The sequence below is a fragment of the Hydrogenophaga sp. L76 genome (genome assembly GCF_057654755.1).
Window position 1 is genome coordinate 1,424,059 of the sequence record NZ_CM172807.1, and the last position, 20,967, is coordinate 1,445,025.

A 20,967-nucleotide genomic window follows, 5' to 3' on the forward strand; every position below is an offset into this window, starting at 1 on the left:
ACGTTCCAACGGCTGGCGCATGAAACAATATTGAAATTGCCGGCTCTGACCAGATGATCTGTCCCCGCCGGCTCGCCCCCCGTACTGCCCCATGAAAAAACGCCTCAAGGCCTGGCTGCCCTCCCCCGACAGCATCCGCAACAACCGCTGGTTGCGCTGGATGGGGCCGACCCTGCACCACCCCCGCCTCTGGCACTTCAGCCGCAAGGGCATTGCCATGGGGCTGGCACTCGGCATCTTCTTCGGGCTCCTGGTACCCGTGGCGCAAATGCCCCTGTCGGCTGCAGCCGCCATCATCCTGCGGGCCAATCTGCCGATGGCGGTGGCCAGCACCCTGGTGACCAACCCGGTGACGTTTGGCCCGGTGTACTACGGGTCCTACCGTGTGGGCAAGGCCGTGCTCGGTGAGCCGCAATTGACCGAGGTCCAGGCCAGCGCCTTGCTGGAGCGGGCCATGAAGACACAGCAGGCCGAAGGCTGGAAGGACCGTCTGGACGGCGCCATGCGGCGCCTGTCCACGGTGGGCAAACCGCTGGTGGTGGGTCTGGCCATCGTGGCCACCCTGAGCGGTCTGGCGGTGTATTTCATCATCAGCGCGATCTGGATCCTGCGCGTGCGCTGGAGCCGTTCGCGCCGCCTGAAGGCCCGTGTCACCCGGCTGAACCCGTCGACCGATCAGCCCTGAGTCCGGCCCGGGTCGTCCGTGTCGGCCCAGGGCCCGATGCGGATGTCCACCGTCATGGTTTCGTCACCCCCCCCGCGGCGCAGGCCCTTGACGGGCAGGCAGGCGGTGTAGTCGGTGGCGGCGGCCAGGCGGATATGGCGTTGATCCGTCGGGCAGCGGTGGGTCACGTCCAGGCTGATCCAGCGGCGGGTCGCTGGATCGAGGCACACGTCGGCCCAGGCGTGGCTGGCGAGGTCGGGTTCGTTGGCGGCGTAGAAATAGCCGCTCACGTAGCGCGCCGGCAAGCCGATGCTGCGGCACACCGCCACCATCACGTGTGCCTGGTCCTGGCACACACCGAGTTCCCAGTCAAACGCCTCGAGCGCGGTGGTCTCCACGTCGGTGCGGCCCTTGCGGTACTGCACCTTGTCGGCCACGGCGCTGGCCAGTGCCACGAGATCGGCCACGCCGGGCAGATCGCCGCGCACACGCGCGGCCATCAGCGCAGGCACCGTTTGCAGCGCCCACATGGCCATGCGCGGGTGCGGCTCGGCCAGGGGTGTGGAGCGCAGGTAGAAGGACGGGTGCGGCAGCGCCGGCGGGTCGGTGAACTCGGCCACACCATGCGTCACCACCGTGCCCATGGCCGAGATGCTGTTGTCGCGCAGGTTCTGCTCGGGCCGGGCCACCAGGCTGAAGCTGTGCACGCGGTTGCCTTCGGTGTCGGGCTGACCGTGCAGGGTGCCGGGCGTGCGGATCTCCCAGTACTCCACGGTCTGGCAGGCACTGCTGACCGGCCACAGGTGCAGCGTCTGCACCGTGTAGAGCAGCGGCAGGCTGTAGCGGTAACGGGTGTTGTGGTGGATGACGAGTTTCATGCGGGCACCCGATACAACCGGGGACCCGCATGGTACCTGTCCACGTCAATGCACCGTTGGAACGAGGAAGTCCTGGCTGATGCGGCCGCCGAGCTCGTTCACGCGGTCGAGGAACTGCGTCAGGAAGGCGTGCAGCCCGTTGGAGAGGATCTCGTCGATCCGGGCGTACTGCAGGTCGGCCTTGAGCTTGCCGGCGCGGCGCAGCGTTTCACCCGAGGCATCGTTGGCCACCACGGCCAGGTTGTTCACCACCTCGTTCATGCTGGCGGCCAGGCTGCGCGGCATGTCGGGGCGCAGGATCAGCAGCTCGGCCACGCGTTCGGGCGTGATCACGTCGCGGTAGACCTTGCGGTAGACCTCGAAGCCGGAGACCGAGCGCAGGATCGCGCTCCAGTGGTAGAAGTCGTACTCCTGATCCTCCTCGCTGGCGGCACCGAAGAAGTCGCTCTGCACCGCGTGGAACTTCACGTCCAGCAGGCGCGCCGTGTTGTCGGCCCGCTCCAGGAACGAACCCATGCGGTAGAAGTGGAACGCCTCGTCCTGCAGCATGGTGCCCACGGCCACGCCGCGCGAGAGGTGCGAGCGGTGCTTGACCCATTCGAAGAACGCGCCTGGATCGCGCTCGAAATCCTTGGTCTTGAGGTAACCGGCCAGCTTGAGCCAGGTGGCGTTCTGGGTCTCCCAAAGCTCGGTGGTCAGCGCGCCGCGCACGGCCCGGGCGTTTTCCCGGGCTGCGCGCAGGCAGGAACCGATGCTCGACGGATTGGACTCGTCGCGCACCATGAAGTCCATGACGTTTCGCGGCGTGATGTCCTTGCCGTACTTGGCGGTGTAGGTGGGCATCAGCTCGCTGATGACCAGCAGGCCTTCCCAGCCCACCTGCGCCACGGCAGCGGATTGCGGCAGCAACGAGGTCTGGTAGTTGATGTCGAGCATGCGCGCGGTGTTTTCGGCGCGCTCGGTGTAGCGCGACATCCAGAACAGATGATCGGCGGTGCGTGAAAGCATGTGTCAGTCCTCAAGTATCCAAGTGTCTTTTGTACCGCCACCCTGTGACGAGTTGACGACCAGCGAGCCTTCTTTCAGCGCCACGCGGGTCAGGCCGCCGGGCACCATCTGCACCTCCTTGCCACTCAGCACGAAGGGCCGCAGGTCGATGTGGCGCGGCGCCACGCCACTTTCCACGTAGGTCGGGCAGGTCGACAGGCTCAGCGTGGGTTGTGCGATGTAGCCCCCGGGATGGGCCCTCACCACGGCGCGAAATTCTTCGATCTCGGCTTTGGTGGACGCCGGCCCCACCAACATGCCGTAGCCGCCGGCACCGTGCACCTCTTTGACCACCAGCTCGGCCATGTTGTCAAGCATGTATTTCAGGTCATCCGGGTTGCGCCCCATGAAGGTCGGTACGTTGTTCAGGATCGGCTTCTGGCCGAGGTAGAACTCGATCATCTTGGGCACGTAGGGGTAGATGGACTTGTCATCAGCGATGCCGGTGCCCACGGCATTGCAGATGGTCACGTTGCCGCTGCGGTACACGCCCAGCAGGCCGGCGCAGCCGAGCGTGGACGAGGGGCGGAACACCAGCGGATCGAGAAAATCGTCGTCCACGCGGCGGTAGATCACGTCCACGCGGCGCGGCCCCTTGGTGGTGCGCATGTAGACGAAGTTGTCCTTGACGAACAGGTCTTGCCCCTCGACCAGCTCCACGCCCATCTGCTGGGCGAGGAAGGCGTGTTCGAAATAGGCGCTGTTGTACATGCCGGGCGTGAGCACCACCACGGTGGGTTCGGCCGTGGTGGCCGGGCTCACCGCACGCAGCGTTTCGAGCAGGAGGTCGGGGTAGTGCGCGACCGGCGCCACACGGTTCTGGCCGAACAGGTCGGGGAAGAGCCGCATCATCATCTTGCGGTCTTCGAGCATGTAGCTCACGCCGCTGGGCACACGCAGGTTGTCCTCGAGCACGTAGTACTCGCCCTCACCTTGAGCGTTGGGCGCACGCACGATGTCCACGCCGGAAATGTGCGAGTACACGCCGCCGGGCACGTCCACGCCCATCATCTCCGGGCGGAACTGCGCGTTCTGGAAGATCTGGTCGGCCGGTACGATGCCGGCCTTGATGATTTCCTGCTCGTGGTAGACGTCGTGGATGAAGCGGTTGAGCGCACTCACACGCTGCACCAGACCTTCTTCCATGCTGCGCCACTCGTGCGCGGGAATGATGCGGGGAATCAGGTCGAAGGGGATCAGGCGTTCGGTACCGGAGCCGTCTTCGTCCTTGGCGCCGTACACCGCGAAGGTGATGCCGACGCGGCGAAAGATCATCTCCGCCTCTTCCCGGCGAGCGGCCATCACCTCCGGGGGTTGCTGCGCCAGCCAGCGAGCGTAGCTTTCATAGTGCGTCCGCACCTCGGTGGGCGTGGCATTCATTTCGTCAAACATGGGTCGGCTCATAGGCTTTTTTTCTCCTGATGACAGCTTAGCAAGGACTGGGCCAGAAACACCACTTGCAGCCCCAAACAGGTGCATCTTTCAGTGCGTGGGTACGGAAGCGTGATCGCCTTCGGGCACCGGCTCCAGCGCCGGTTCGGCCGCCGGGCTGGCGTCGCCACGGTGGTGCCAGTACCGGCGCGCCGATTCGCGCTGGCAATGGACGGTGTCGGGCGCGTCGCTGCGCCAGGTGGCGGCACCACATTCGGGTGTCGTCACCCAGCGCATGTCCCGCTGGCGGTAGCGCTCCAGCACGGCGGGCGCGGGATGGTTGAATCGGTTGCGGTAACCCGCCTGCACCAGCACCCATTGCGGCGCCAGCGTGTTGAGCAGCACGGGGCTGCTGGACGTGAGGCTGCCGTGGTGCGGCGCCAGCAGCAGGTTCGCCCTCAGGTCCGGACGCGCCAGCGCCAGCCGGGTCTCCCGATCGGCGTCGAGATCGCCACTCAGCCAGACGCTCTGCCGTGCATGACCCACCCGCAGCACACAGGACATCGCGTTGCTCGACAGGCGCCCGGCGCCGTCGGGTCCGAAGTCTTCGGGGGACGGGTGCAGGATCTCGAAGTCCACCCCGTCCCAGCTCCAGCGCTGGCCGGCGGTGCAGCGCCGGGCCGGGTCGGCATCGAAGGACGACAACCAGCGGGTCCCGGGCCATTCGGCCTGCACCGCGGCAGAGCCGCCCGCGTGATCGCTGTCGCGGTGGCTCACCACCACCGTGTCGGGCCGCTCACCCAGGGCGCGCAGCAGCGGCACCACGACGCGCTGCCCGGCGTCGCTGGTGGGTGAATAACGCGGCCCGGTGTCGTACAGCAGGCTGTGCCCGGCCGTGCGCACCAGCACCGCACTGCCCTGCCCCACGTCCAGCGCCATCACATCAAACTCCCCCGGCGCCGGGCGCGGCGGCTGCCAGGTCAGCACCGGCCACAACAGCACCAGTCCGGCCAGCCGGGTGGCCCAGGGCCAGCGCATCACCAGCAGGGCGCCGCCGACCACACCGGCCAGCGCCAGCGGCAGCGGCGGGATGGGCCGGAACACGGCGGCAGAAGGCCATTGCGCCAGCCAGGCCAGCCAGACGCCCAGCCCCTGCACCGCCAGCGCGGCCAGATCCCAGAAGGCCGGTACCGCCACCCCCAGCATCGCCAGCGGCGTGATGACCAGCGTCACCCACGGGATCGCCAGCAGGTTGGCCACCAGGCTGACAAGCGAAAACTGGCCAAACAGCAACAGCGAGAGCGGCGCCAGGGCCACCGTCACCACCGATTGTTCGCGCAGCATGCCCAGCGCCGCAGCCATGAACCGCCGGGTGCGGGTGGGTGCCTCGTGCCCGGTCAACGGCGCCGCTTCAAAGCGCACTCGCCGCCCCGGGTCGGTCGCAAACAGGATCGCCACGGCCACGAAACTGAGCCAGAAACCGGGCTGCAGCAGCGCCCAGGGATCGAGCAGCAACACCGCGGCCATGGCAACCAGCCAGACCACGGGCCACGGCCATTGACGGGCCAGCAGGCGCAAGCCCACCACAACGGCCAGCATCAGCACGGTGCGCTGCGAGGGCACGCCCCAGCCCGAAAACAGGGCGTACGCCGCCGCCAGCGCCACGCCACCGAAGCCGGCGGCCCACGGCACCGGCACCGCCAGCAGGGCTCGCGGCCAGACAAACGCCAGACGGCGCCAGAGGCCACCCACCAGCCAGATCGCAAGCCAGGCGAACATGGTGACGTGCAGACCCGAGATGCTCATGAGGTGGGCCACGCCGGTGGTGCGAAAGAGGTCCCAGTCGGCGCGCTCGATGGCGCTCTGATCGCCCACCACGAGGGCCGCTAGCACACCAGCGCTGCGGGGGTCGGCCACCTGGCCGGTGATGCGCTCGCCGACCGTCTGACGCACCGCCTCCAGCGGGTACCAGCTGCTGCCCCCCAGATACTGCGGGACCGGGTCGCGCGGTCCGTTGCGCACGTAGCCGGTGGCGCCGATGCCGTTTTCCCATAGCCAGCGCTCGCGGTCAAAACCATGCGGGTTGGCGTTGCCGTGCGGACTGCGCAAACGCACGCTGAAACGCCAGCGGTCCCCCGCGCGCCAGTCGGGGCCGGGGGCAGCCCCATCGCCTTTGGACCCCGCCCGACTGAACCAGCCCAGTTGCAGCAAAGGGGGCAAGCGCACCGGCCGGCCGTCGCGGGCGGCGGACTCCACCGCCAGCTCGAAACGCGCACCGTCGGCCAGTCGCTGTGGCATCGAGGCGATGCGCCCGGTGACTTCGATGTCAAGGCCCTGCAGGGCCGGGTCGAGCGCCTGCGATGCAAAGTGCGCTGCGCGCAGGCCGGTCAGGCCCGCTCCCGCCCAGGCACCGGCCGCCATCGCCAGCACCAGGACCCACGCCGACCGACGCCCGCCCGGTGAGCCCCGCCACAGCAGCCAGGCCATCAGCAGCCCACTGGCGAACAGCTGCCCCCCGTACCCCTGCCAAGGCCAGAGCGCGACCTGCTGCAACTGCCAGGCAACCCCGAACACCCACCCAGGCAACCAGGCCAACGCCAGGCCCGCCATGCTCAGCCCGGTACCCTGGGCCCGCACAGGGCAGCTTTGTCACACAGCCGTGGCGCAAGACTTGCTAGCATGGCAGCAAGCCGCGACGACCCTTTTCTCGTCCGCGGACCCATCGTTTTCTTCCCCCTGTTGAAAGACACCAGCATGGCCATTCATGTTGCCCTGAGCCACATCACCCATTATCGGTACGACCGCCTGGTCAAACTCGGTCCCCAGGTGGTACGCCTGCGCCCCGCACCGCACAGCCGCACCAAGGTGCTGTCGTACTCGCAGAAGATCGAACCGGCGGGCCACTTCATCAACTGGCAGCAGGACCCGTTTGCCAACTACCAGGCCCGCCTGGTGTTCCCCGAGCCCACCACCGAGTTCAAGGTCACGATCGACCTGGTGGTCGAGATGGCGGTGCACAACCCCTTTGACTTTTTCCTGGAGCCGCGCGCCGAAGAATTCCCGTTCAGCTACGACGCCTCGCAGCTGCAGGAACTCGCGCCCTACCTGGCCACCGCGCCGCTCACCGAAGACCTCAAGGCCTACCTCGCCCAGGTGGACCTGAAGAAGCGCCGCACCATCGACTTCCTGGTCGACGTGAACCAGATGCTGCAGCGCGACATCTCGTACACCATCCGCATGGAGCCGGGCGTGCAGACACCCGAAGAAACGCTCAAGCTCAAGAGCGGTTCCTGCCGCGACACCGGCTGGCTGCTGGTGCAGATGCTGCGCCACCTCGGCCTAGCGGCGCGCTTCGTCTCGGGCTACCTGATCCAGCTCGCGCCCGATGTGAAAAGCATCGACGGCCCGAGCGGCCCCGAGAAGGACTTCACCGACCTGCACGCCTGGTGCGAGGTCTTCCTGCCCGGCGCCGGCTGGATCGGGCTCGATCCCACCTCCGGCCTGCTGGCCGGTGAAGGCCACATCCCGCTGGCCTGCACGCCGCAGCCGTCCAGCGCGGCGCCGGTGGAAGGCGCCATGGACAAGTGCGAAGTCACCTTCGAGCACCACATGGGCGTGACACGTGTCTACGAATCGCCGCGCGTGACCAAGCCCTACACCGAGGAGCAGTGGGCCAGCATGGTCACGCTGGGCCAGAAGGTCGATGCCGACCTGGTGAAACACGACGTGCGCCTCACCATGGGCGGCGAACCCACCTACGTGGCCGTGACCGACCGCGACGCCGCCGAGTGGAACACCGACGCGCTCGGCCCCACCAAACGTGGCTATGCCACCGAGCTGCTGGGCCGCCTGCGCGAGCAATACGGCCACGGCGGCTTCGTGCACATGGGCCAGGGCAAGTGGTATCCCGGCGAGCAGTTGCCGCGCTGGGCGCTCTCGATCTTCTGGCGCGCCGACGGCCAGCCCTGCTGGAACAACCCGGCCCTGCTGGCCGACGAACGCGATGTGGCGGCATACGACAGCGAAGACGCGCGCCGCTTCACGCAGGCCCTCGCGCGCAAGCTGGGCGTGTCCACACAATTCATCACGCCCGGCTACGAGGACACCTGGTATTTCCTCTGGCGCGAATGCCGCCTGCCGGTGAACGTGGATCCGTTCGACGCCAAGCTCGACGACGAGCTGGAGCGTGCGCGCCTGCGCCGCGTCTTCACGCAGGGGCTGGACGCCACCGTGGGCTACGTGCTGCCGCTGCAGGCCAACGACACCGGACAGCCTTCCAGCAACGGCAAGAGCAGCTACCACCGCGTTTCCGGCACCGTCTGGTCCACCGGCCCGTGGTTCTTCCGCGACGAGCGCATGTACCTCGTGCCCGGCGATTCGCCCATGGGCTACCGCCTGCCGCTGGACTCCCTGCCCTGGGTTTCGGCGGCCGACTACCCCTACCACATCGAGCAGGACCCGCACACCGCGCGCGACCCGCTGCCGCGCGGCGCCACCGTGAAACACCAGGTCTCGCCGCACCAGGTGGGCGGTGGTTTTGCCGAAGGTGGCATGGTGTCCATGCAGGGCATGGACTTTGATGCCCCCGGCCCGGCCATCGACGGCCTGCGTCCTGGCCAGCCCGGCCCGGGCGCCGCGCCCGCGCAGGCGCTGTCGTCCAGGTTCCCGCAGCGCCACGAATCGGCCGCCTGGCTCACGCGCACCGCGCTGGTGGTCGAGTCGCGCGACCCGCACCGCGCCAACGGCCCCAAGGCCGAAAAAGCCGGTGGCGGCAAGACGCAGCACCTCTACGTGTTCATGCCTCCCATGCAGCGGCTCGAAGACTACCTGGATCTGCTCTCCGCGGTGGAAGACACGGCCGAGAAGCTGGGCATGACCATCGTGCTCGAAGGCTACCCGCCGCCGCGCGACCCGCGCCTGAAGATGCTGCAGGTCACGCCCGACCCGGGCGTCATCGAAGTCAACATCCACCCCAGCAGCAGCTGGGACGAACTGATCGAACGCACCGAGTTCCTGTACGAGGCCGCGCACCAGACGCGCCTGTGCGCCGAGAAGTTCATGACCGATGGCCGCCACACCGGCACCGGCGGTGGCAACCACTTTGTGCTCGGCGGCGCCACGCCGGCCGACTCGCCTTTCCTGCGCCGCCCTGAACTGCTGGGCAGCCTGGTCGCCTACTGGCACAACCACCCGTCGCTCTCCTACCTGTTCAGCGGCATGTTCATCGGCCCGACCAGCCAGGCGCCGCGCGTGGACGAGGCGCGCAACGACCAGCTGTACGAGCTGGAGATCGCACTGCAAGAAATCGCCAAACAAAGCAGCCGCTACGGGCAAGGACCCGCCGCCGGGCCGCCCCAAGGCGGGGCAGCCCCCTCGGGGGGCAGCGGACCTCGCGCAGCGGGGGAGCGTGGGGGCGACAGTTTCATGCCGCCGTGGCTGGTCGATAGAACGCTGCGCAACATCCTGATCGACGTCACCGGCAACACGCACCGCAGCGAGTTCTGCATCGACAAACTGTTCTCACCCGACTCGCCCACCGGCCGCCTGGGCCTGCTGGAACTGCGCGCGTTCGAGATGCCGCCGCACGCCCGCATGAGCATCGCCCAGCAGCTGCTGCTGCGTGCGCTGGTCTCGCGTTTCTGGCAGAAACCCTGGAGCGGCAAGCTCACGCGCTGGGGCACCGAGCTGCACGACCGGTTCGTGCTGCCGACCTTCATCCGCATGGACTTCGAAGACGTGCTGGCCGACCTGACCGACTTCGGCTACCCGCTGGACATGGCCTGGTTCGAGCCGCACTTCGAGTTCCGCTTCCCGCTCGTGGGCGAGGTCTCGGCGCGCGGCATCGAGCTCACGCTGCGCAGCGCGCTGGAGCCCTGGCACGTGATGGGCGAAGAAGGCGCGCCCGGCGGCACCGTGCGTTACGTCGATTCGTCGCTGGAGCGCATCGAGGTGCGCGTGAGTGGCTACAACGACAGCCGCTATGTCATCACCTGCAACGGCCGCGCCATTCCGATGCAGAGCACCGGCACCGTGGGCGAATTCGTCGCGGGCGTGCGTTACAAGGCCTGGAGCCCGCCGTCGGCGCTGCACCCGTCGATTCCCGCGCACGCGCCGCTCACCTTCGACATCGTGGACACCTGGATGCAGCGCTCGCTGGGTGGCTGCCAGTACCACGTGGCCCACCCCGGTGGCCGCAGTTACGACACCTTCCCGATCAACGCCTACGAGGCCGAAAGCCGCCGCATGTCGCGCTTTTTCCAGATGGGCCACACGGCCGGCAAGATGGACGTGGCACCCGCCACGCCGAGCCGCGAGTTCCCGTTCACGCTGGATTTGCGCCATTGACGTGAAGGACGACACGAGGCCTCCTCCGGATCGGGTTTCGCCCCAAGGCCCTGCGAGAGAAGCGAAGGCATACTCGGACCCCGTGAATACAGATGCCTCCGATTCCCTCTTCGACGAGCTCAGCCCGGATTCCCCCGGTGACTGGGCTTTGTCGCTTTCGGTGCCCGCCGACACCGGACACCGGGACGAGTTGCGTGGCGCGCCCGCCCCCGGCGCAGAAAGCGCCGAAGCGCTCAACCCCACCTGGTCGAGTTTCTTTGACCACGTCGGGACCGATGGCCTGGCCGACCTGAACCGCCGCAACGACAACCTGCAGCGCCAGATCCGCGACAACGGCGTCACCTACAACGTCTACGCCGACGCGTCGGGCCAGGAACGCCCCTGGGCGCTCGACCTGTTCCCCATGTTGATCGGCCCCGAGGACTGGGCCTGCATCGAGACCGGCGTGCTGCAGCGCACCCGCCTGCTCAACGCCATGATGGCCGACCTCTACGGCGAACGCGAGCTGCTCAAGCGCGCCCTGCTGCCGGCCGCGCTGGTGCAGGGCCACCCCGGCTACCTGCGCGCCATGCAGGGGGTGCAGCCCGCGGGCGGCACCTGGCTGCACATCGTCGCCTTCGACCTGGCCCACGGCCCCGACGGCCGGTGGTGGGTGGTGGGCCAGCGCACGCAGGCGCCTTCGGGCCTGGGCTATTTGCTGGAAAACCGCATCGCCATCGCGCGCCAGTTCCCCAAGGTCTTTGCCGGCCTGAAGGTGCAGCGCCTGGCCGCCGCCTACCGCGCGCTCATGGACGGCATCAAGTCCATGGCGCCCGAGGGCGAAAACGCCCGCATCGCCCTGCTCACGCCCGGCCCGTACAACGAAACCTATTTCGAACACGCCTACCTGGCGCGTTACCTCGGCCTCACGCTGGTGGAGGGCAGTGACCTCACCGTGCGCGACCAGCGCCTGTACCTCAAGACGCTCAGCGGACTGGAGCCGGTGCACGCGCTGATCAAGCGGCTCGACGACGAGTGGCTCGACCCGCTGGAGCTGCGCTCCGATTCGCGCCTGGGTGTGCCCGGCCTGCTGCAGGTGCTGCGTGCGGGCAACCTGCTGCTGGCCAACGCGCCCGGCTCGGCCCCGCTCGAATCGAGCGCGCTGCTGGGTTTCCTGCCCGCCATCAGCCGCCATCTGCTGGGTGAAGAGCTGGCCCTGCCTTCACTGGCCACCTGGTGGTGCGGCGAAGACGCGGCGCTGCGCGAAGTGCTGCCGCTGCTCAAGGGCAGCGTGATCAAGCCCACCTACCCCAGTTCGGGCCTCGATACCGCCATGGGCCAGAGCCTCAACAAGCGCCAGCTCGACGAATGGGCCGGCCGCATGGTGCGCCACCCCGACGACTACACCGTGCAGTCCTGGCTGCCGCTGTCGCAGACCCCCACCTGGACCGGCGAGCGCCTGCTCCCGCGATCGGCCATGCTGCGGGTGTTTGCGCTCGCCGATGGTCCGCAGTCCTGGCGCATGCTGCCAGGTGGCCTGGTGCGCCTCGCGCCGCGCGGTCAGCTCATCGCCGCCATGCAGCGTGGCGGCAGCAGCGCCGACTGCTGGGTGCTCACCAAGGGCGAGGTAGACCACACCAGCCTGCTGCAGTCGGCCCCCAGCACCATGGCGCTGGCGCACCAGACCCGCCCGGTCACCAGCCGCGCAGCCGAAAACCTGTTCTGGCTCGGCCGCTACACCGAACGCGCCGAGAACAGCATCCGGCTCGCGCAGATCGTGCTCAACCACGTGGGTGGCGAAGAACCCAGCTCGCGCCCGCTCATGGCCTGGCTCTCGGCCACTGCCCACGAAAACTCGCTGGTGCTGCCCGGCGTGCCCGCCGCCGAGCAGTCGACGCGCGTGTTTGCCCGCAGCCTCATGGCCAGCCTCTCGCCGGTGCCCGGCACACCGCTGGCCGAACAGTCGTACAGCGTGGGCTTCAACCTGCGCGCGCTCAAGGCCTCGGCTGCGCAAGTGCGCGAGCGCCTGTCGCAGGAACACTGGAACCTGATCGAACGCACCGAAGCCGGCTTTGCCCGCGACTGCGCCAGCATGGCGGCCGACGCCGAATACGCCACCACCGAGGCCCTGGCCGCGCTGCAGAACGCCAGCGAACTGCTGGCCGCCATCACCGGAGCGCAGACCGACCGCATGGTGCGCGACAACGGCTGGCGCCTGCTGTCGATCGGCCGCCACATCGAACGCCTGATCACCCTGTCGCGGGCGCTCGCGCTCAGCCTGGAACACGGCTGCCTGCACGACCAGGCGGGCTTCGAGGCCGTGGTGGCGCTGTTCGACAGCACCATCACCTTCCACGCCCAGTACCAGCAGCGCCGCGACATGGTCGCGCTGATCGACCTCGTGGTGATGGACCGCGACAACCCGCGCTCGCTCGCCTGGGTCGTGCAGACCCTGCGCTCGCGCCTGGCCAAGCTCTCGCAAAGCGCCACACCACAAGACGCCGAACTGGCCATGGGCCTGCCCGACCCCGACACCTGGGTGCTCGCCGACCTCAGCAACTGGCAGCGCAACCCCGAGGGTGAGCGCCACTGGGGCGATCTGGAGACCCTGCTCGACGACTGTGAAGCCGCCGCGGTCGAGCTTTCCGAAGAAATCACGCGCCTGCATTTCAGCCACGCCGACCGCAAGAACCAAACCCTGGGGGTCTGAGCATGCTCCTGAGAATCCTCCACCGCACCCGCTACCGCTACCGGGGCAGCATCGACATGGCGCAGCACATGGTGCACCTTTCGCCCAGAGACACGCCCACCCAGCAACTGATCGAGCACATCCTGCGCATCACCCCCGAACCGGCCGCGCGCAGCCAGACCGTCGACGTGTTCGGCAACCTGCGCACCTTCTTCTCCCTGCAGGCGCCCCACGAGACCCTCACCGTGGAAGCCGACAGTCTGGTGCAGACCGAGGCCCCGCAACCACTGCCCGACAACGCTGCCTGGCGGCAACTGCACTGGGAAGACGTGCGCCGGCATTTCCGCTACCGCGCCCACGCGCCTTACGACCCGGCCAGCGAATTCCTGTTTGCGTCCCCCTACGTACCGCGTGACGATGCCTTCGCCGCCTTTGCGCGCCCCGCTTTCACCGCGGGTCTGCCCGTGCTGGAAGCCACCCGCGCGCTGATGGAGCGCATCCACACCGAACTGACCTACGAAACGGACAGCACCGAGGTCAACACCCCCGCGCTGCAGGCACTGGAACAGGGCAAAGGCGTGTGCCAGGACTTTGCCCACATCATGATCGGTTGCCTGCGCAGCCTGGGCCTGCCCGCGCGTTATGTGAGCGGCTACCTGCTCACCCGGCCACCCGCCGGCAAGCCGCGTCTGATCGGCGTCGACGCCTCCCACGCCTGGGCGTCGATCTACGTGCCGCTGCCCAACGAAGCCGACCCGGATGCGGACCCGGAAGCCCCGCCAGCAGGCGCAACCGAAAACACCGCACCCGAGGGCGCCTGGTTCGACTTCGACCCCACCAACAACCGCTGCGGCTGGGGCAGCCCGGGTGAGGACTACGTGACCCTGGCCACCGGCCGCGACTTCTCCGATGTTTCGCCCATGCGCGGCGTGCTCCAGGGCGGTGCGCGGCACAAGCTGGACGTGGCCGTCACGGTGGCGCCGCCAGAGGAAATCGCCGAACTGATGGACACCGACTGATCAGCGGTCCGGGCCGGCTTCAGCCTCTCTCGAACACCGGGTCCACCGGCACCTGCAGCGCGGTGGCGAGCTGGTTGGTCTTGGCCGCCAGGGCGACGATGGACAGCAGCTCGGCGTGCTGCTCGCGCGTCATGCCCTTGGCCGTGGCGGCCGCCGTGTGCGAATGCACGCAGTAGCTGCAGCCGTTGATGATGGACGCCGTGATGTAGACCAGCTCCTTGGTCAGCGGATCGAGCGTTGACGGCGTGGCCATGATCCGCTTGACCTCGGCCCAGGTCTGCTCCAGCAGCGCCGAATCAAACGCCAGGTAGCGCCACATGTTGTTGATGAAATCCGTCTGGCGCGTGGTGCGGATGTCGTCGAACACGGCTTTCACGCGGGGATCGGCTTCGGGGTTGTCAAGGGGCGCAACGGTGGACATGCGGGGTCTCCTGGGAATGGGCTCAGCGGAATCAACGCGGTTTGGCGGGCTTGGCTGTTTTGGGCGCTTTGGCTTTGCGCTCAGGGCTGATGAGGCCCTGCTCGCGCAGTGCCTTCTTGCGCTCGGCGCGATCAGCGTCGGATTTCAGGCCGGCCTTCATCCAGCGCCCGAACTGTTCAGGCGTTTCCAGCGTGATGCGGCCGATGTGCTGACCGCGGAAGTCCGCGATCACCAGTTCGGCCGCCTTCTGCATGTTGACCTTGCCACCCCCAGCGAGCGCGCCGCGCTGGCGGCCGATGGCTTCGATCAGTTCTTCTTCGTGTGCCTGGGCGTAGGCTTCGGGCGCTCGGCCGAGCTTGTAGCGGGCTTCGAGCAGCGCCGGGTAATCGGCCTTGAGCAGGGCCATCAGTTCGTAGGCCACCTCCTGTTCGTCGTAGGCGTTCTTGCCCACCGCGCCGCTGGCGGCGAGGTTGAATCCGCTCTCGGGCACCACGATGCGCGGCCAGAGCATGCCGGGCGTGTCGTAGAGGTAGAAGTCGTCGGCCAGCGCGATGCGCGATTCGGTGCGCGTGACGCCCGCCTCGTCACCGGTCTTGGCGGCGCGCTTGCCCTTGAGCGTGTTGATCAGCGTGGACTTGCCCACGTTGGGGATGCCGCAGATGAGCACGCGCATGGGTTTGACCATGCCACCGCGCCGGGGCGCGAGTGCGTAGCAGGCATCGATGATGGCGCGCGCCGGGGCGGTGTTGCTCGCGTCCAGCGCAATGGCCTGCGTGTCGGGCTGTGTGTTGTAGTGCGCGAGCCAGAGCGCGGTGCGCACCGGGTCGGCCATGTCCTGCTTGTTCAGCACCTTGAGCGTGGGCCGGCCGCTGGTGAGCTCGGCCATGAGCGGGTTGGCGCTGCTGCCGGGCAGGCGCGCGTCCAGCATCTCGATCACAACGTCGATTTCTTTCACACGCTCGCCGATCGCCTTGCGCGTGAGGTGCATGTGCCCGGGGAACCACTGGATGCTCATTGTTTGTTCTTTCAGTCAGACCGGGATTGTGCGCTGGGGTGTCTTCCCTATCGGTCCGGCGGGGTGCCGTGCCACAATGATTTTTCATTCCCCACACCCCAAGAGGAGACACATGAGCATCACCGTCAAGATCGATCTGGGTTACGAATTCGACGTCAAGGCCAAGGCCGCCGAGGTGTTCGACCTGCTCTCGGACGTGCCGACCTCGGTCAGCCATTTTCCCAAAGTCGAACAGCTCACCGACCTGGGCGACGGCGTCTACAAATGGGAGATGGAAAAAGTGGGCACGGCGCAGGTCAACATCCAGACCATCTACGCCAGCAAATACGTCAGTGACAAGGCGAAGGGCACGGTGAAGTGGACGCCCGTCAAGGGCGTGGGCAATGCGCTGGTGGGCGGCCACTGGAAGATCGTGGACAACAAGAAGTCCACCGGCGTGACGCTGGCCATCCAGGGCGAGATCGAGGTGCCGCTGCCGGGCCTGATGAAGATGGTGGTGGCGCCCATCGTCGAAGGCGAGTTTGAAAAACTGGTCGAGAAGTACATCGACAACCTGATCCTGCGCTTCGGCGGCGAAGCCTGAGCCTGTCGCTGTCGCACTCACCTTGGATGTTGTCCAGCGAAACACTGGATAAGTTTGTGCATAACCCAGGGTCAACCGTGTACGGGGTGCGCAAGTGCTTGTGGCCCTAGGCGCTTCTTCAATCTGCCCATCAAACAGGCACCCGGACAACGGTGGTTATCCACTTGTCCATCAAAATCTTGGACAAGCTTGTGCATAAGTCAGGACAAGCCTTGTACGGGCAAGCTAAGTGCTTGTTTCACAATGGAGTTCTTCAGATTGCCTGTTCAGAAGGCAGTGTCTGCACAAGTCCCGTACCCGCCGTTCAGAGGGCCTTGCGCTGAGATTTGTACACATGAACGCTCCACCCGCATCCCAGACCTTCCAGTTGCACCTGGCCGACACCGGCGAAACCCTCGCCGCTGCGGCTGACGCCTCGCTGCTGCAGACCCTCCTGCGCGCGGGCGTGGTGTGGCCGGCCTCGTGTCGCAACGGCAGTTGCCGCGCCTGCATCGGCCGTCTGGTGCGGGGCCGGGTGCGCTACGCGATCGAATGGCCGGGCCTGCTGCCGGAAGAAAAGGCGTCCGGCTGCGTGTTGCCCTGCGCTGCTTTCCCGCTGGAGGATCTGGTGCTGAGCGGTCCCGGCGCCTGACGCCGGCGGGTTGGGCCACATAGGCCTTCACCGTGCCGGAGCCCGAGGGAGAGGCAACGTCCACCCGCTGCGTGCTGATGCGCGGATCGCCCTGTGGCACCACCTGCGCGACGGCGAAGTCGGGGCTGAGCGCGGCCAGCAGGCCCGCTGCCGTCACGCCGCCGACGGCGAACTTCGCGGCACGGTCCAGAAAGCCGCGACGATCGATATCACCGTGCACATACGCATCAAACAGGATCAGCAGTTCCTGATCAAAGTCCGCGGTGGTCAGACGTGCCATGGCTGCCTCCTGGCAGGGAAAGCCCGGAGCTTATCGCCCACGTGGCGTTCGCGGAATACGCCTGACCCGGTTGTGGATTTCCAGGGGCAGGCGCAACAACGCCCGCCCAGCGCGTGTGCGTCGGCTCAGGCGGGTGCGATCGCGGACCACTCGGGATGCCGCCCCAGGCGCGCGGGAGATGTGTATTCCTGCCGGTACACCTCGAACGGCATGGTGTCCGCGGCTTCGATGGCGCGCTGGGCCTCGAACGAAAGGGTGGCCATGGCTTCAAACCGTGCCTGCTGTTTGGCGCTCCAGGGCAGTCCCAGCAGGTGGGCATGGGTCTGCTGCGACTGCTCGCGCACAAAACCGACGAAAGAATCGCTGTGTTCCTGCCGGATGGCGGCGAGCACGCGGGCCGATGGCAGCGTCTCGGGTGCGAGCAGCGAGGCTCGGGCCTGCGCCACGGCATCGCGGTGGTCACTGCCACCGTGGGTCGCGTCCAGGGTCGCAGCAATGGGCACCAGCTGATCGATCAGTTCGATGCCCCACTGTTGCAGGCCCACGCTTTCCCCCTTGCGCCACAGACAGAGGCCAGGCTCGCGTCCGCGCGCAGCGGTGAGGTGCTGGTTGTACTTGAGCTCGTGGATTTCGTCCGGTGTGTCGGGCGGGCTGTCGCTGAGCAGGCAGTGCATCAGGAACACGTCGAGAAAGCGCAACGTGGGCGCGCCGATGCCGATGGGCTCGAACGGGTCGAGGTCCATCAGCCGCACCTCGACGTATTCCACGCCGCGTTCGCGCAGCGCGTGCAGCGGGCGTTCGCCGGGGTAGATCACGCGCTTGGGCCGGATCGTGCCGTAGAACTCGTTTTCGATCTGCAGCAGCGTGGTGGCAAGCTGGTTGTAGTCGCCACCCGGGTTGCGGATGCCCACCGCCTCGTAGGCCGGCCAGGGGCGCGTGAGTGCGTCGTGCAGCGAGGCGGCATACCCTTCGAGCCCGTTGTAGCTCACGTCCAGCGTGGCCTGCGCCTCGCTCTGGTAGCCCAGACGACCCATGCGCAGCGAGGTGCCGTAGGGCATGTGCAGGCTGCCGCTGCTGCCCAGCGGCAGCAGTTCGTGCTGGCGGCCTTCTACAAAGCTGGAACACAGGGCGGGCGAGGCGCCGAACAGCGCGAGCAGCAAAAAGGCGTGCCGGCGGAAGTTGCGGATGAGCGCGAAATAGCCGTCGTTGTCGACGCCCGGCAGCGACCAGTTGTAGTGGATGCCGCTGATCGTCTGCATGCGCCGGCCGTAGCGGTGGCCCAGGCCCATGCGGTACACGCTCTTGGCGCGCCCGACGTTGGACGACCCATAACGCCCCAGCGGAATGGTCTCGTCGGTCGGCAGGCCACAGGGCATGCTGGAAGCCCAGAGCATTTCGTCCCCGGCCGCCTTGAGGCTGCGCACGGTGTACTGGTGCACCTCGGTCAGCTCGGTCAGGCAGCTTTCTACGCTGTCGTGCACCCCCGTGATCAGCTCCAGCTGCGACTCGCTGTAGTCGGTGGTGATGTGCGGGTGCGTGAGCGCGCTGCCCAGCGCCACCGGGTGTGGCGTGAGGGCCAGCTTGCCGTCGGGCTGGGCGCGCAGGCTCTCTTTTTCAAGACCGCGGCGCATGCCACGCAGGCGCTCGGCGCCCAAGTCTTGCAGCCGTTGTTCCAGTGAAATCATACAGGGGGTGGTTTTCGGGTCCGGGGCCGGAACTTAACACGGCTGGGCCAATTCCGCTGGCGGCACGGCCATGGGGTATTCGGGTAAGAAGCGGCGCGCAGCGGGCGCGACCGGCGTGACCACCGCTGGCGGCAGCGCCGTGTTGGCCTGCAACCAGGCATCGATCTGCGGCGGATCGTTGCAGCAGCGCAGCTCGTCGAACGCGGTCTGGGCCTCGGGATAGCGCTTGCGCAGGTGGTTAAGCCACTGCTTCAGGCGCCCGGCGCGGTGGCGGCGCTCGACACGGCCGCTCACCTGCTGCCAGAACACCGCCAGCAGCGGCGCCACCTCGCTCCAGGGCACGCCACCCTGCCCCTTGATGGCCAGCGCGAGACCGGGGTCGCTCACCATGCCACGACCGATCATGAGCGCATCACAGCCGCTCACTTCGCGGCAGCGAAGTGCCTGCTCGACCGTCCAGATCTCGCCGTTGGCGATCACCTGCATCGGCCCCACTGGCAACGATGCGCGCACCTGCGCGATGCGTTCCCAATAGGCGGGTGGCCGGTAGCCATGGGCCTTGGTGCGGGCATGGATCACCAGCTCGTTCGCTCCGGCTTCGGCGATCGCCAGCGCGCAGTCTTCGGCACGGTGGTCGTCGTTGAAACCCAGGCGCATCTTGGCCGACACCGGCACATGGGCGGGCACCGCGCGCCGCACCGCGGACACGATGCGGCCGATCAGTTCGGGTTCGTCCAGCAACACCGCGCCGCCGCGGCTCTGGTTCACCGTCTTGGCCGGGCAGCCGAAATTCAGGTCCACCCCGAACGGGCTCAGCCCGGCAAGCCGGGCGGCGTTCTCGGCCAGGCAGGCCGGATCGGAACCCAGCAACTGCGGCCGCACCGGCACCCCCGATCGCGTGCGCCCGCCATGGAGCAGCTCGGGCACCACGCGCACGAAGGCGCGCTCGGGCAGCAGCGTGCTGGTCACGCGGATGAATTCGCTCACGCAGCGGTCGATACCGCCCGTGCGCGTCAGCACATCGCGCAGCGTCGCGTCGAGCAGGCCTTCCATGGGCGCGAGCAAAAGGGTCATGGGTACGGGGTGGGCAGCGGACCGGTTGAATCGGTGCGACAAGGCCATCTGTGGGCCATCTGTGCGAGCGGCATTTGATTCTATCGGGACCGACTTGCGGCCGCAGACGCGCGTCCATTACCATCGTTCATCGGGTATTTTTCGCCATCCGGAGTTGTTCATGTCGCCCTTTCTCGCCCTGCCACTGGTGACCAGCCTGCTGGCCGCGACGTCGCTCTGTTTCGCACAGGCGGTCGCGCCCGCAGTGCCCACGCAGCCCTTGCAGCCCTCGGCGCCCACCGCCGCAGACACGGCCCGCATCGGCGCGTTCAAGCAGATCGAAGGCGACACGCGCATGGGCCGCGCGGGCGAACAACGCACGCCCACGCCAGGAGAAGGCGTGAACGTCCATCAACGCCTGAGCACCGGAAAGAACGGCGCGGCCACCATCATCCTCAAGGACGGCACGGTCCTGACCATGGGACCCGACACCACGATGGACCTGAGCCAGTTCCAGTTCGATTCGACCACCCAGCAGGGCAACTTCGTGCTCGACCTGCTCCAGGGTTCCGTGCGCGTGGTCACCGGACTGCTGGCCCGGATCAACCCGGAGCTGTTCAGGATCAACACGCCGACCTCGGTGGTCGGCGTGCGTGGCACCGACTTCATCGTGGAAGCACAGACGGCGCAATGACCCAACCGACGCGCATCCGACAACGCCTTGCTGGCCTTGCCCTGACCGGGATCGTCTTGCTGACGGCTTGCGCGCCCGCCACCCGTGTCACCCTGCTGCCCCAGTCCAGCGGCAAAGCCAGCGCCGTTGAAGTGACCACCAGCCAAGGTACACAGCGCATCGATCAGCCCTATCAGGTGGCCAAGGTCGGTCGCAGCGGCGATCTGAGCCTGGACGTGACCACCGCCGAAGCGGTGCGCAAACGGCACCCCCGGCTGCTGGCGCTGCAGCCCCTGGCACCCGAACGCTACACACTCGAGTTCGATCCCGGCAGCTCGACGCTGACAGCGGACTCTCTCAGCCGCCTGGAGGCCGTGATCCGCAACGCGCAGTCCCGTGCGGGTGGCGAAATCATCGTGACCGGCCACACCGACCGCCAGGGCACGCTCGAAGCCAACGACGCGCTCTCGCTGGAACGTGCCCAGGCGGTGCGCGCGCTGCTGATCGAGCGGGGCTTCAACGCCGAACGGATCGAGGCCGTGGGCCGCGGTGAACGCGAACCCCTGGTGCCCACCGACGACGAAGTGGACGAACCGCGCAACCGGCGCGCCGACATCGAAGTGCGCTGAACCAG

16 protein-coding genes and 1 pseudogene are annotated in these 20,967 nt (G+C 67.5%); 8 read left to right on the plus strand and 9 right to left on the minus strand.

The window, feature by feature from the left end; all coding sequences use genetic code 11:
- Nucleotides 1–91: 91 nt before the first annotated feature.
- Nucleotides 92–685 (plus strand): DUF2062 domain-containing protein, encoded by a 594-nt coding sequence (locus tag AC23D4_RS06800; RefSeq protein ID WP_472888104.1) that lies wholly within the window; start codon nucleotides 92–94, stop codon nucleotides 683–685.
- Here the strand turns inward: AC23D4_RS06800 and AC23D4_RS06805 are convergent.
- The 4 genes from AC23D4_RS06805 to AC23D4_RS06820 all read right to left on the minus strand — a co-directional run bounded on the left by AC23D4_RS06805 (nucleotide 676) and on the right by AC23D4_RS06820 (nucleotide 6,597).
- The gene (locus tag AC23D4_RS06805; RefSeq protein WP_472888103.1) at nucleotides 676–1,542 is read right to left on the minus strand and encodes a transglutaminase family protein; all 867 of its coding nucleotides are present in this window, start codon (nucleotides 1,540–1,542) and stop codon (nucleotides 676–678) included. The two genes, AC23D4_RS06800 and AC23D4_RS06805, sit on opposite strands and share 10 nt — an antisense overlap.
- Nucleotides 1,543–1,587: 45 nt before the next feature.
- Nucleotides 1,588–2,550, minus strand: a complete 963-nt coding sequence (locus AC23D4_RS06810; protein ID WP_472888102.1) for an alpha-E domain-containing protein — start codon at nucleotides 2,548–2,550, stop codon at nucleotides 1,588–1,590.
- A 3-nt stretch (nucleotides 2,551–2,553) separates the two neighbouring features.
- The gene (locus tag AC23D4_RS06815; RefSeq protein WP_472888101.1) at nucleotides 2,554–3,993 is read right to left on the minus strand and encodes a circularly permuted type 2 ATP-grasp protein; all 1,440 of its coding nucleotides are present in this window, start codon (nucleotides 3,991–3,993) and stop codon (nucleotides 2,554–2,556) included.
- A gap of 78 nt (nucleotides 3,994–4,071) precedes the next feature.
- Entirely contained in the window at nucleotides 4,072–6,597 is a 2,526-nt protein-coding gene (locus tag AC23D4_RS06820; protein WP_472888100.1) for a DNA internalization-related competence protein ComEC/Rec2, read from the minus strand.
- 117 nt (nucleotides 6,598–6,714) lie between these two features.
- Here AC23D4_RS06820 and AC23D4_RS06825 point away from each other — a divergent pair, with 117 nt between their 5' ends.
- From AC23D4_RS06825 to AC23D4_RS06835, 3 genes are all read left to right on the plus strand, one after another.
- Nucleotides 6,715–10,305, plus strand: coding sequence for a transglutaminase family protein (locus AC23D4_RS06825; protein WP_472888099.1), 3,591 nt, complete (start codon nucleotides 6,715–6,717; stop codon nucleotides 10,303–10,305).
- Nucleotides 10,306–10,387: 82 nt separating this feature from the next.
- Complete coding sequence (locus AC23D4_RS06830; protein WP_472888098.1) at nucleotides 10,388–12,994, plus strand: circularly permuted type 2 ATP-grasp protein; 2,607 nt, start codon at nucleotides 10,388–10,390, stop codon at nucleotides 12,992–12,994.
- A gap of 2 nt (nucleotides 12,995–12,996) precedes the next feature.
- Entirely contained in the window at nucleotides 12,997–13,992 is a 996-nt protein-coding gene (locus AC23D4_RS06835; protein ID WP_472888097.1) for a transglutaminase family protein, read from the plus strand.
- 19 nt (nucleotides 13,993–14,011) lie between these two features.
- Here AC23D4_RS06835 and AC23D4_RS06840 read toward each other — a convergent pair whose 3' ends face one another.
- Nucleotides 14,012–14,413 carry a carboxymuconolactone decarboxylase family protein gene (locus tag AC23D4_RS06840; protein WP_472888096.1) on the minus strand — a complete coding sequence of 134 codons (402 nt, stop codon included), beginning with the start codon at nucleotides 14,411–14,413 and terminating at the stop codon, nucleotides 14,012–14,014.
- Nucleotides 14,414–14,444: 31 nt separating this feature from the next.
- Complete coding sequence (gene ylqF / locus AC23D4_RS06845) at nucleotides 14,445–15,428, minus strand: ribosome biogenesis GTPase YlqF (RefSeq protein ID WP_472888095.1); 984 nt, start codon at nucleotides 15,426–15,428, stop codon at nucleotides 14,445–14,447.
- 112 nt (nucleotides 15,429–15,540) lie between these two features.
- On the opposite strand from ylqF, the gene AC23D4_RS06850 reads away from it, so the two are divergent.
- Nucleotides 15,541–16,011: an SRPBCC family protein gene (locus AC23D4_RS06850; RefSeq protein WP_472888094.1), complete on the plus strand. Its 471-nt coding sequence runs from the start codon at nucleotides 15,541–15,543 to the stop codon at nucleotides 16,009–16,011.
- Between the two features lie 334 nt (nucleotides 16,012–16,345).
- On the plus strand, nucleotides 16,346–16,642 hold the full coding sequence (locus AC23D4_RS06855; protein WP_472888093.1) for a 2Fe-2S iron-sulfur cluster-binding protein: 297 nt from the start codon (nucleotides 16,346–16,348) through the stop codon (nucleotides 16,640–16,642).
- A gap of 223 nt (nucleotides 16,643–16,865) precedes the next feature.
- Here AC23D4_RS06855 and AC23D4_RS06860 read toward each other — a convergent pair.
- The 3 genes and pseudogenes from AC23D4_RS06860 to AC23D4_RS06870 all read right to left on the minus strand — a co-directional run.
- Nucleotides 16,866–16,922, minus strand: a pseudogene (locus AC23D4_RS06860) (hypothetical protein); the annotation flags it as partial.
- A 125-nt stretch (nucleotides 16,923–17,047) separates the two neighbouring features.
- Entirely contained in the window at nucleotides 17,048–18,607 is a 1,560-nt protein-coding gene (gene gshA, locus AC23D4_RS06865; RefSeq protein ID WP_472888092.1) for a glutamate--cysteine ligase, read from the minus strand.
- 33 nt (nucleotides 18,608–18,640) lie between these two features.
- Entirely contained in the window at nucleotides 18,641–19,681 is a 1,041-nt protein-coding gene (locus AC23D4_RS06870) for a tRNA dihydrouridine synthase (protein WP_472888091.1), read from the minus strand.
- A gap of 160 nt (nucleotides 19,682–19,841) precedes the next feature.
- On the opposite strand from AC23D4_RS06870, the gene AC23D4_RS06875 reads away from it, so the two are divergent.
- On the plus strand, nucleotides 19,842–20,354 hold the full coding sequence (locus tag AC23D4_RS06875; RefSeq protein WP_472888090.1) for a FecR family protein: 513 nt from the start codon (nucleotides 19,842–19,844) through the stop codon (nucleotides 20,352–20,354).
- Nucleotides 20,351–20,962, plus strand: a complete 612-nt coding sequence (locus AC23D4_RS06880; protein WP_472888089.1) for an OmpA family protein — start codon at nucleotides 20,351–20,353, stop codon at nucleotides 20,960–20,962. Before AC23D4_RS06875 ends, AC23D4_RS06880 begins: the two co-directional genes overlap by 4 nt.
- Nucleotides 20,963–20,967: the final 5 nt, after the last annotated feature.

What these genes read in the sequence shown, in the direction of transcription:
- AC23D4_RS06805 (WP_472888103.1), bottom strand. Translation starts at nt 1,542, where the DNA reads ATGAAACTCGTCATCCACCACAACACCCGTTACCGCTACAGCCTGCCG.
- AC23D4_RS06825 (WP_472888099.1), top strand. Translation starts at nt 6,715, where the DNA reads ATGGCCATTCATGTTGCCCTGAGCCACATCACCCATTATCGGTACGAC.
- AC23D4_RS06840 (WP_472888096.1), bottom strand. Translation starts at nt 14,413, where the DNA reads ATGTCCACCGTTGCGCCCCTTGACAACCCCGAAGCCGATCCCCGCGTG.
- AC23D4_RS06815 (WP_472888101.1), bottom strand. Translation starts at nt 3,993, where the DNA reads ATGAGCCGACCCATGTTTGACGAAATGAATGCCACGCCCACCGAGGTG.
- AC23D4_RS06810 (WP_472888102.1), bottom strand. Translation starts at nt 2,550, where the DNA reads ATGCTTTCACGCACCGCCGATCATCTGTTCTGGATGTCGCGCTACACC.
- AC23D4_RS06850 (WP_472888094.1), top strand. Translation starts at nt 15,541, where the DNA reads ATGAGCATCACCGTCAAGATCGATCTGGGTTACGAATTCGACGTCAAG.
- AC23D4_RS06875 (WP_472888090.1), top strand. Translation starts at nt 19,842, where the DNA reads ATGTCGCCCTTTCTCGCCCTGCCACTGGTGACCAGCCTGCTGGCCGCG.
- AC23D4_RS06880 (WP_472888089.1), top strand. Translation starts at nt 20,351, where the DNA reads ATGACCCAACCGACGCGCATCCGACAACGCCTTGCTGGCCTTGCCCTG.
- ylqF (WP_472888095.1), bottom strand. Translation starts at nt 15,428, where the DNA reads ATGAGCATCCAGTGGTTCCCCGGGCACATGCACCTCACGCGCAAGGCG.
- AC23D4_RS06800 (WP_472888104.1), top strand. Translation starts at nt 92, where the DNA reads ATGAAAAAACGCCTCAAGGCCTGGCTGCCCTCCCCCGACAGCATCCGC.
- AC23D4_RS06870 (WP_472888091.1), bottom strand. Translation starts at nt 19,681, where the DNA reads ATGACCCTTTTGCTCGCGCCCATGGAAGGCCTGCTCGACGCGACGCTG.
- AC23D4_RS06855 (WP_472888093.1), top strand. Translation starts at nt 16,346, where the DNA reads ATGAACGCTCCACCCGCATCCCAGACCTTCCAGTTGCACCTGGCCGAC.
- AC23D4_RS06835 (WP_472888097.1), top strand. Translation starts at nt 12,997, where the DNA reads ATGCTCCTGAGAATCCTCCACCGCACCCGCTACCGCTACCGGGGCAGC.
- gshA (WP_472888092.1), bottom strand. Translation starts at nt 18,607, where the DNA reads ATGATTTCACTGGAACAACGGCTGCAAGACTTGGGCGCCGAGCGCCTG.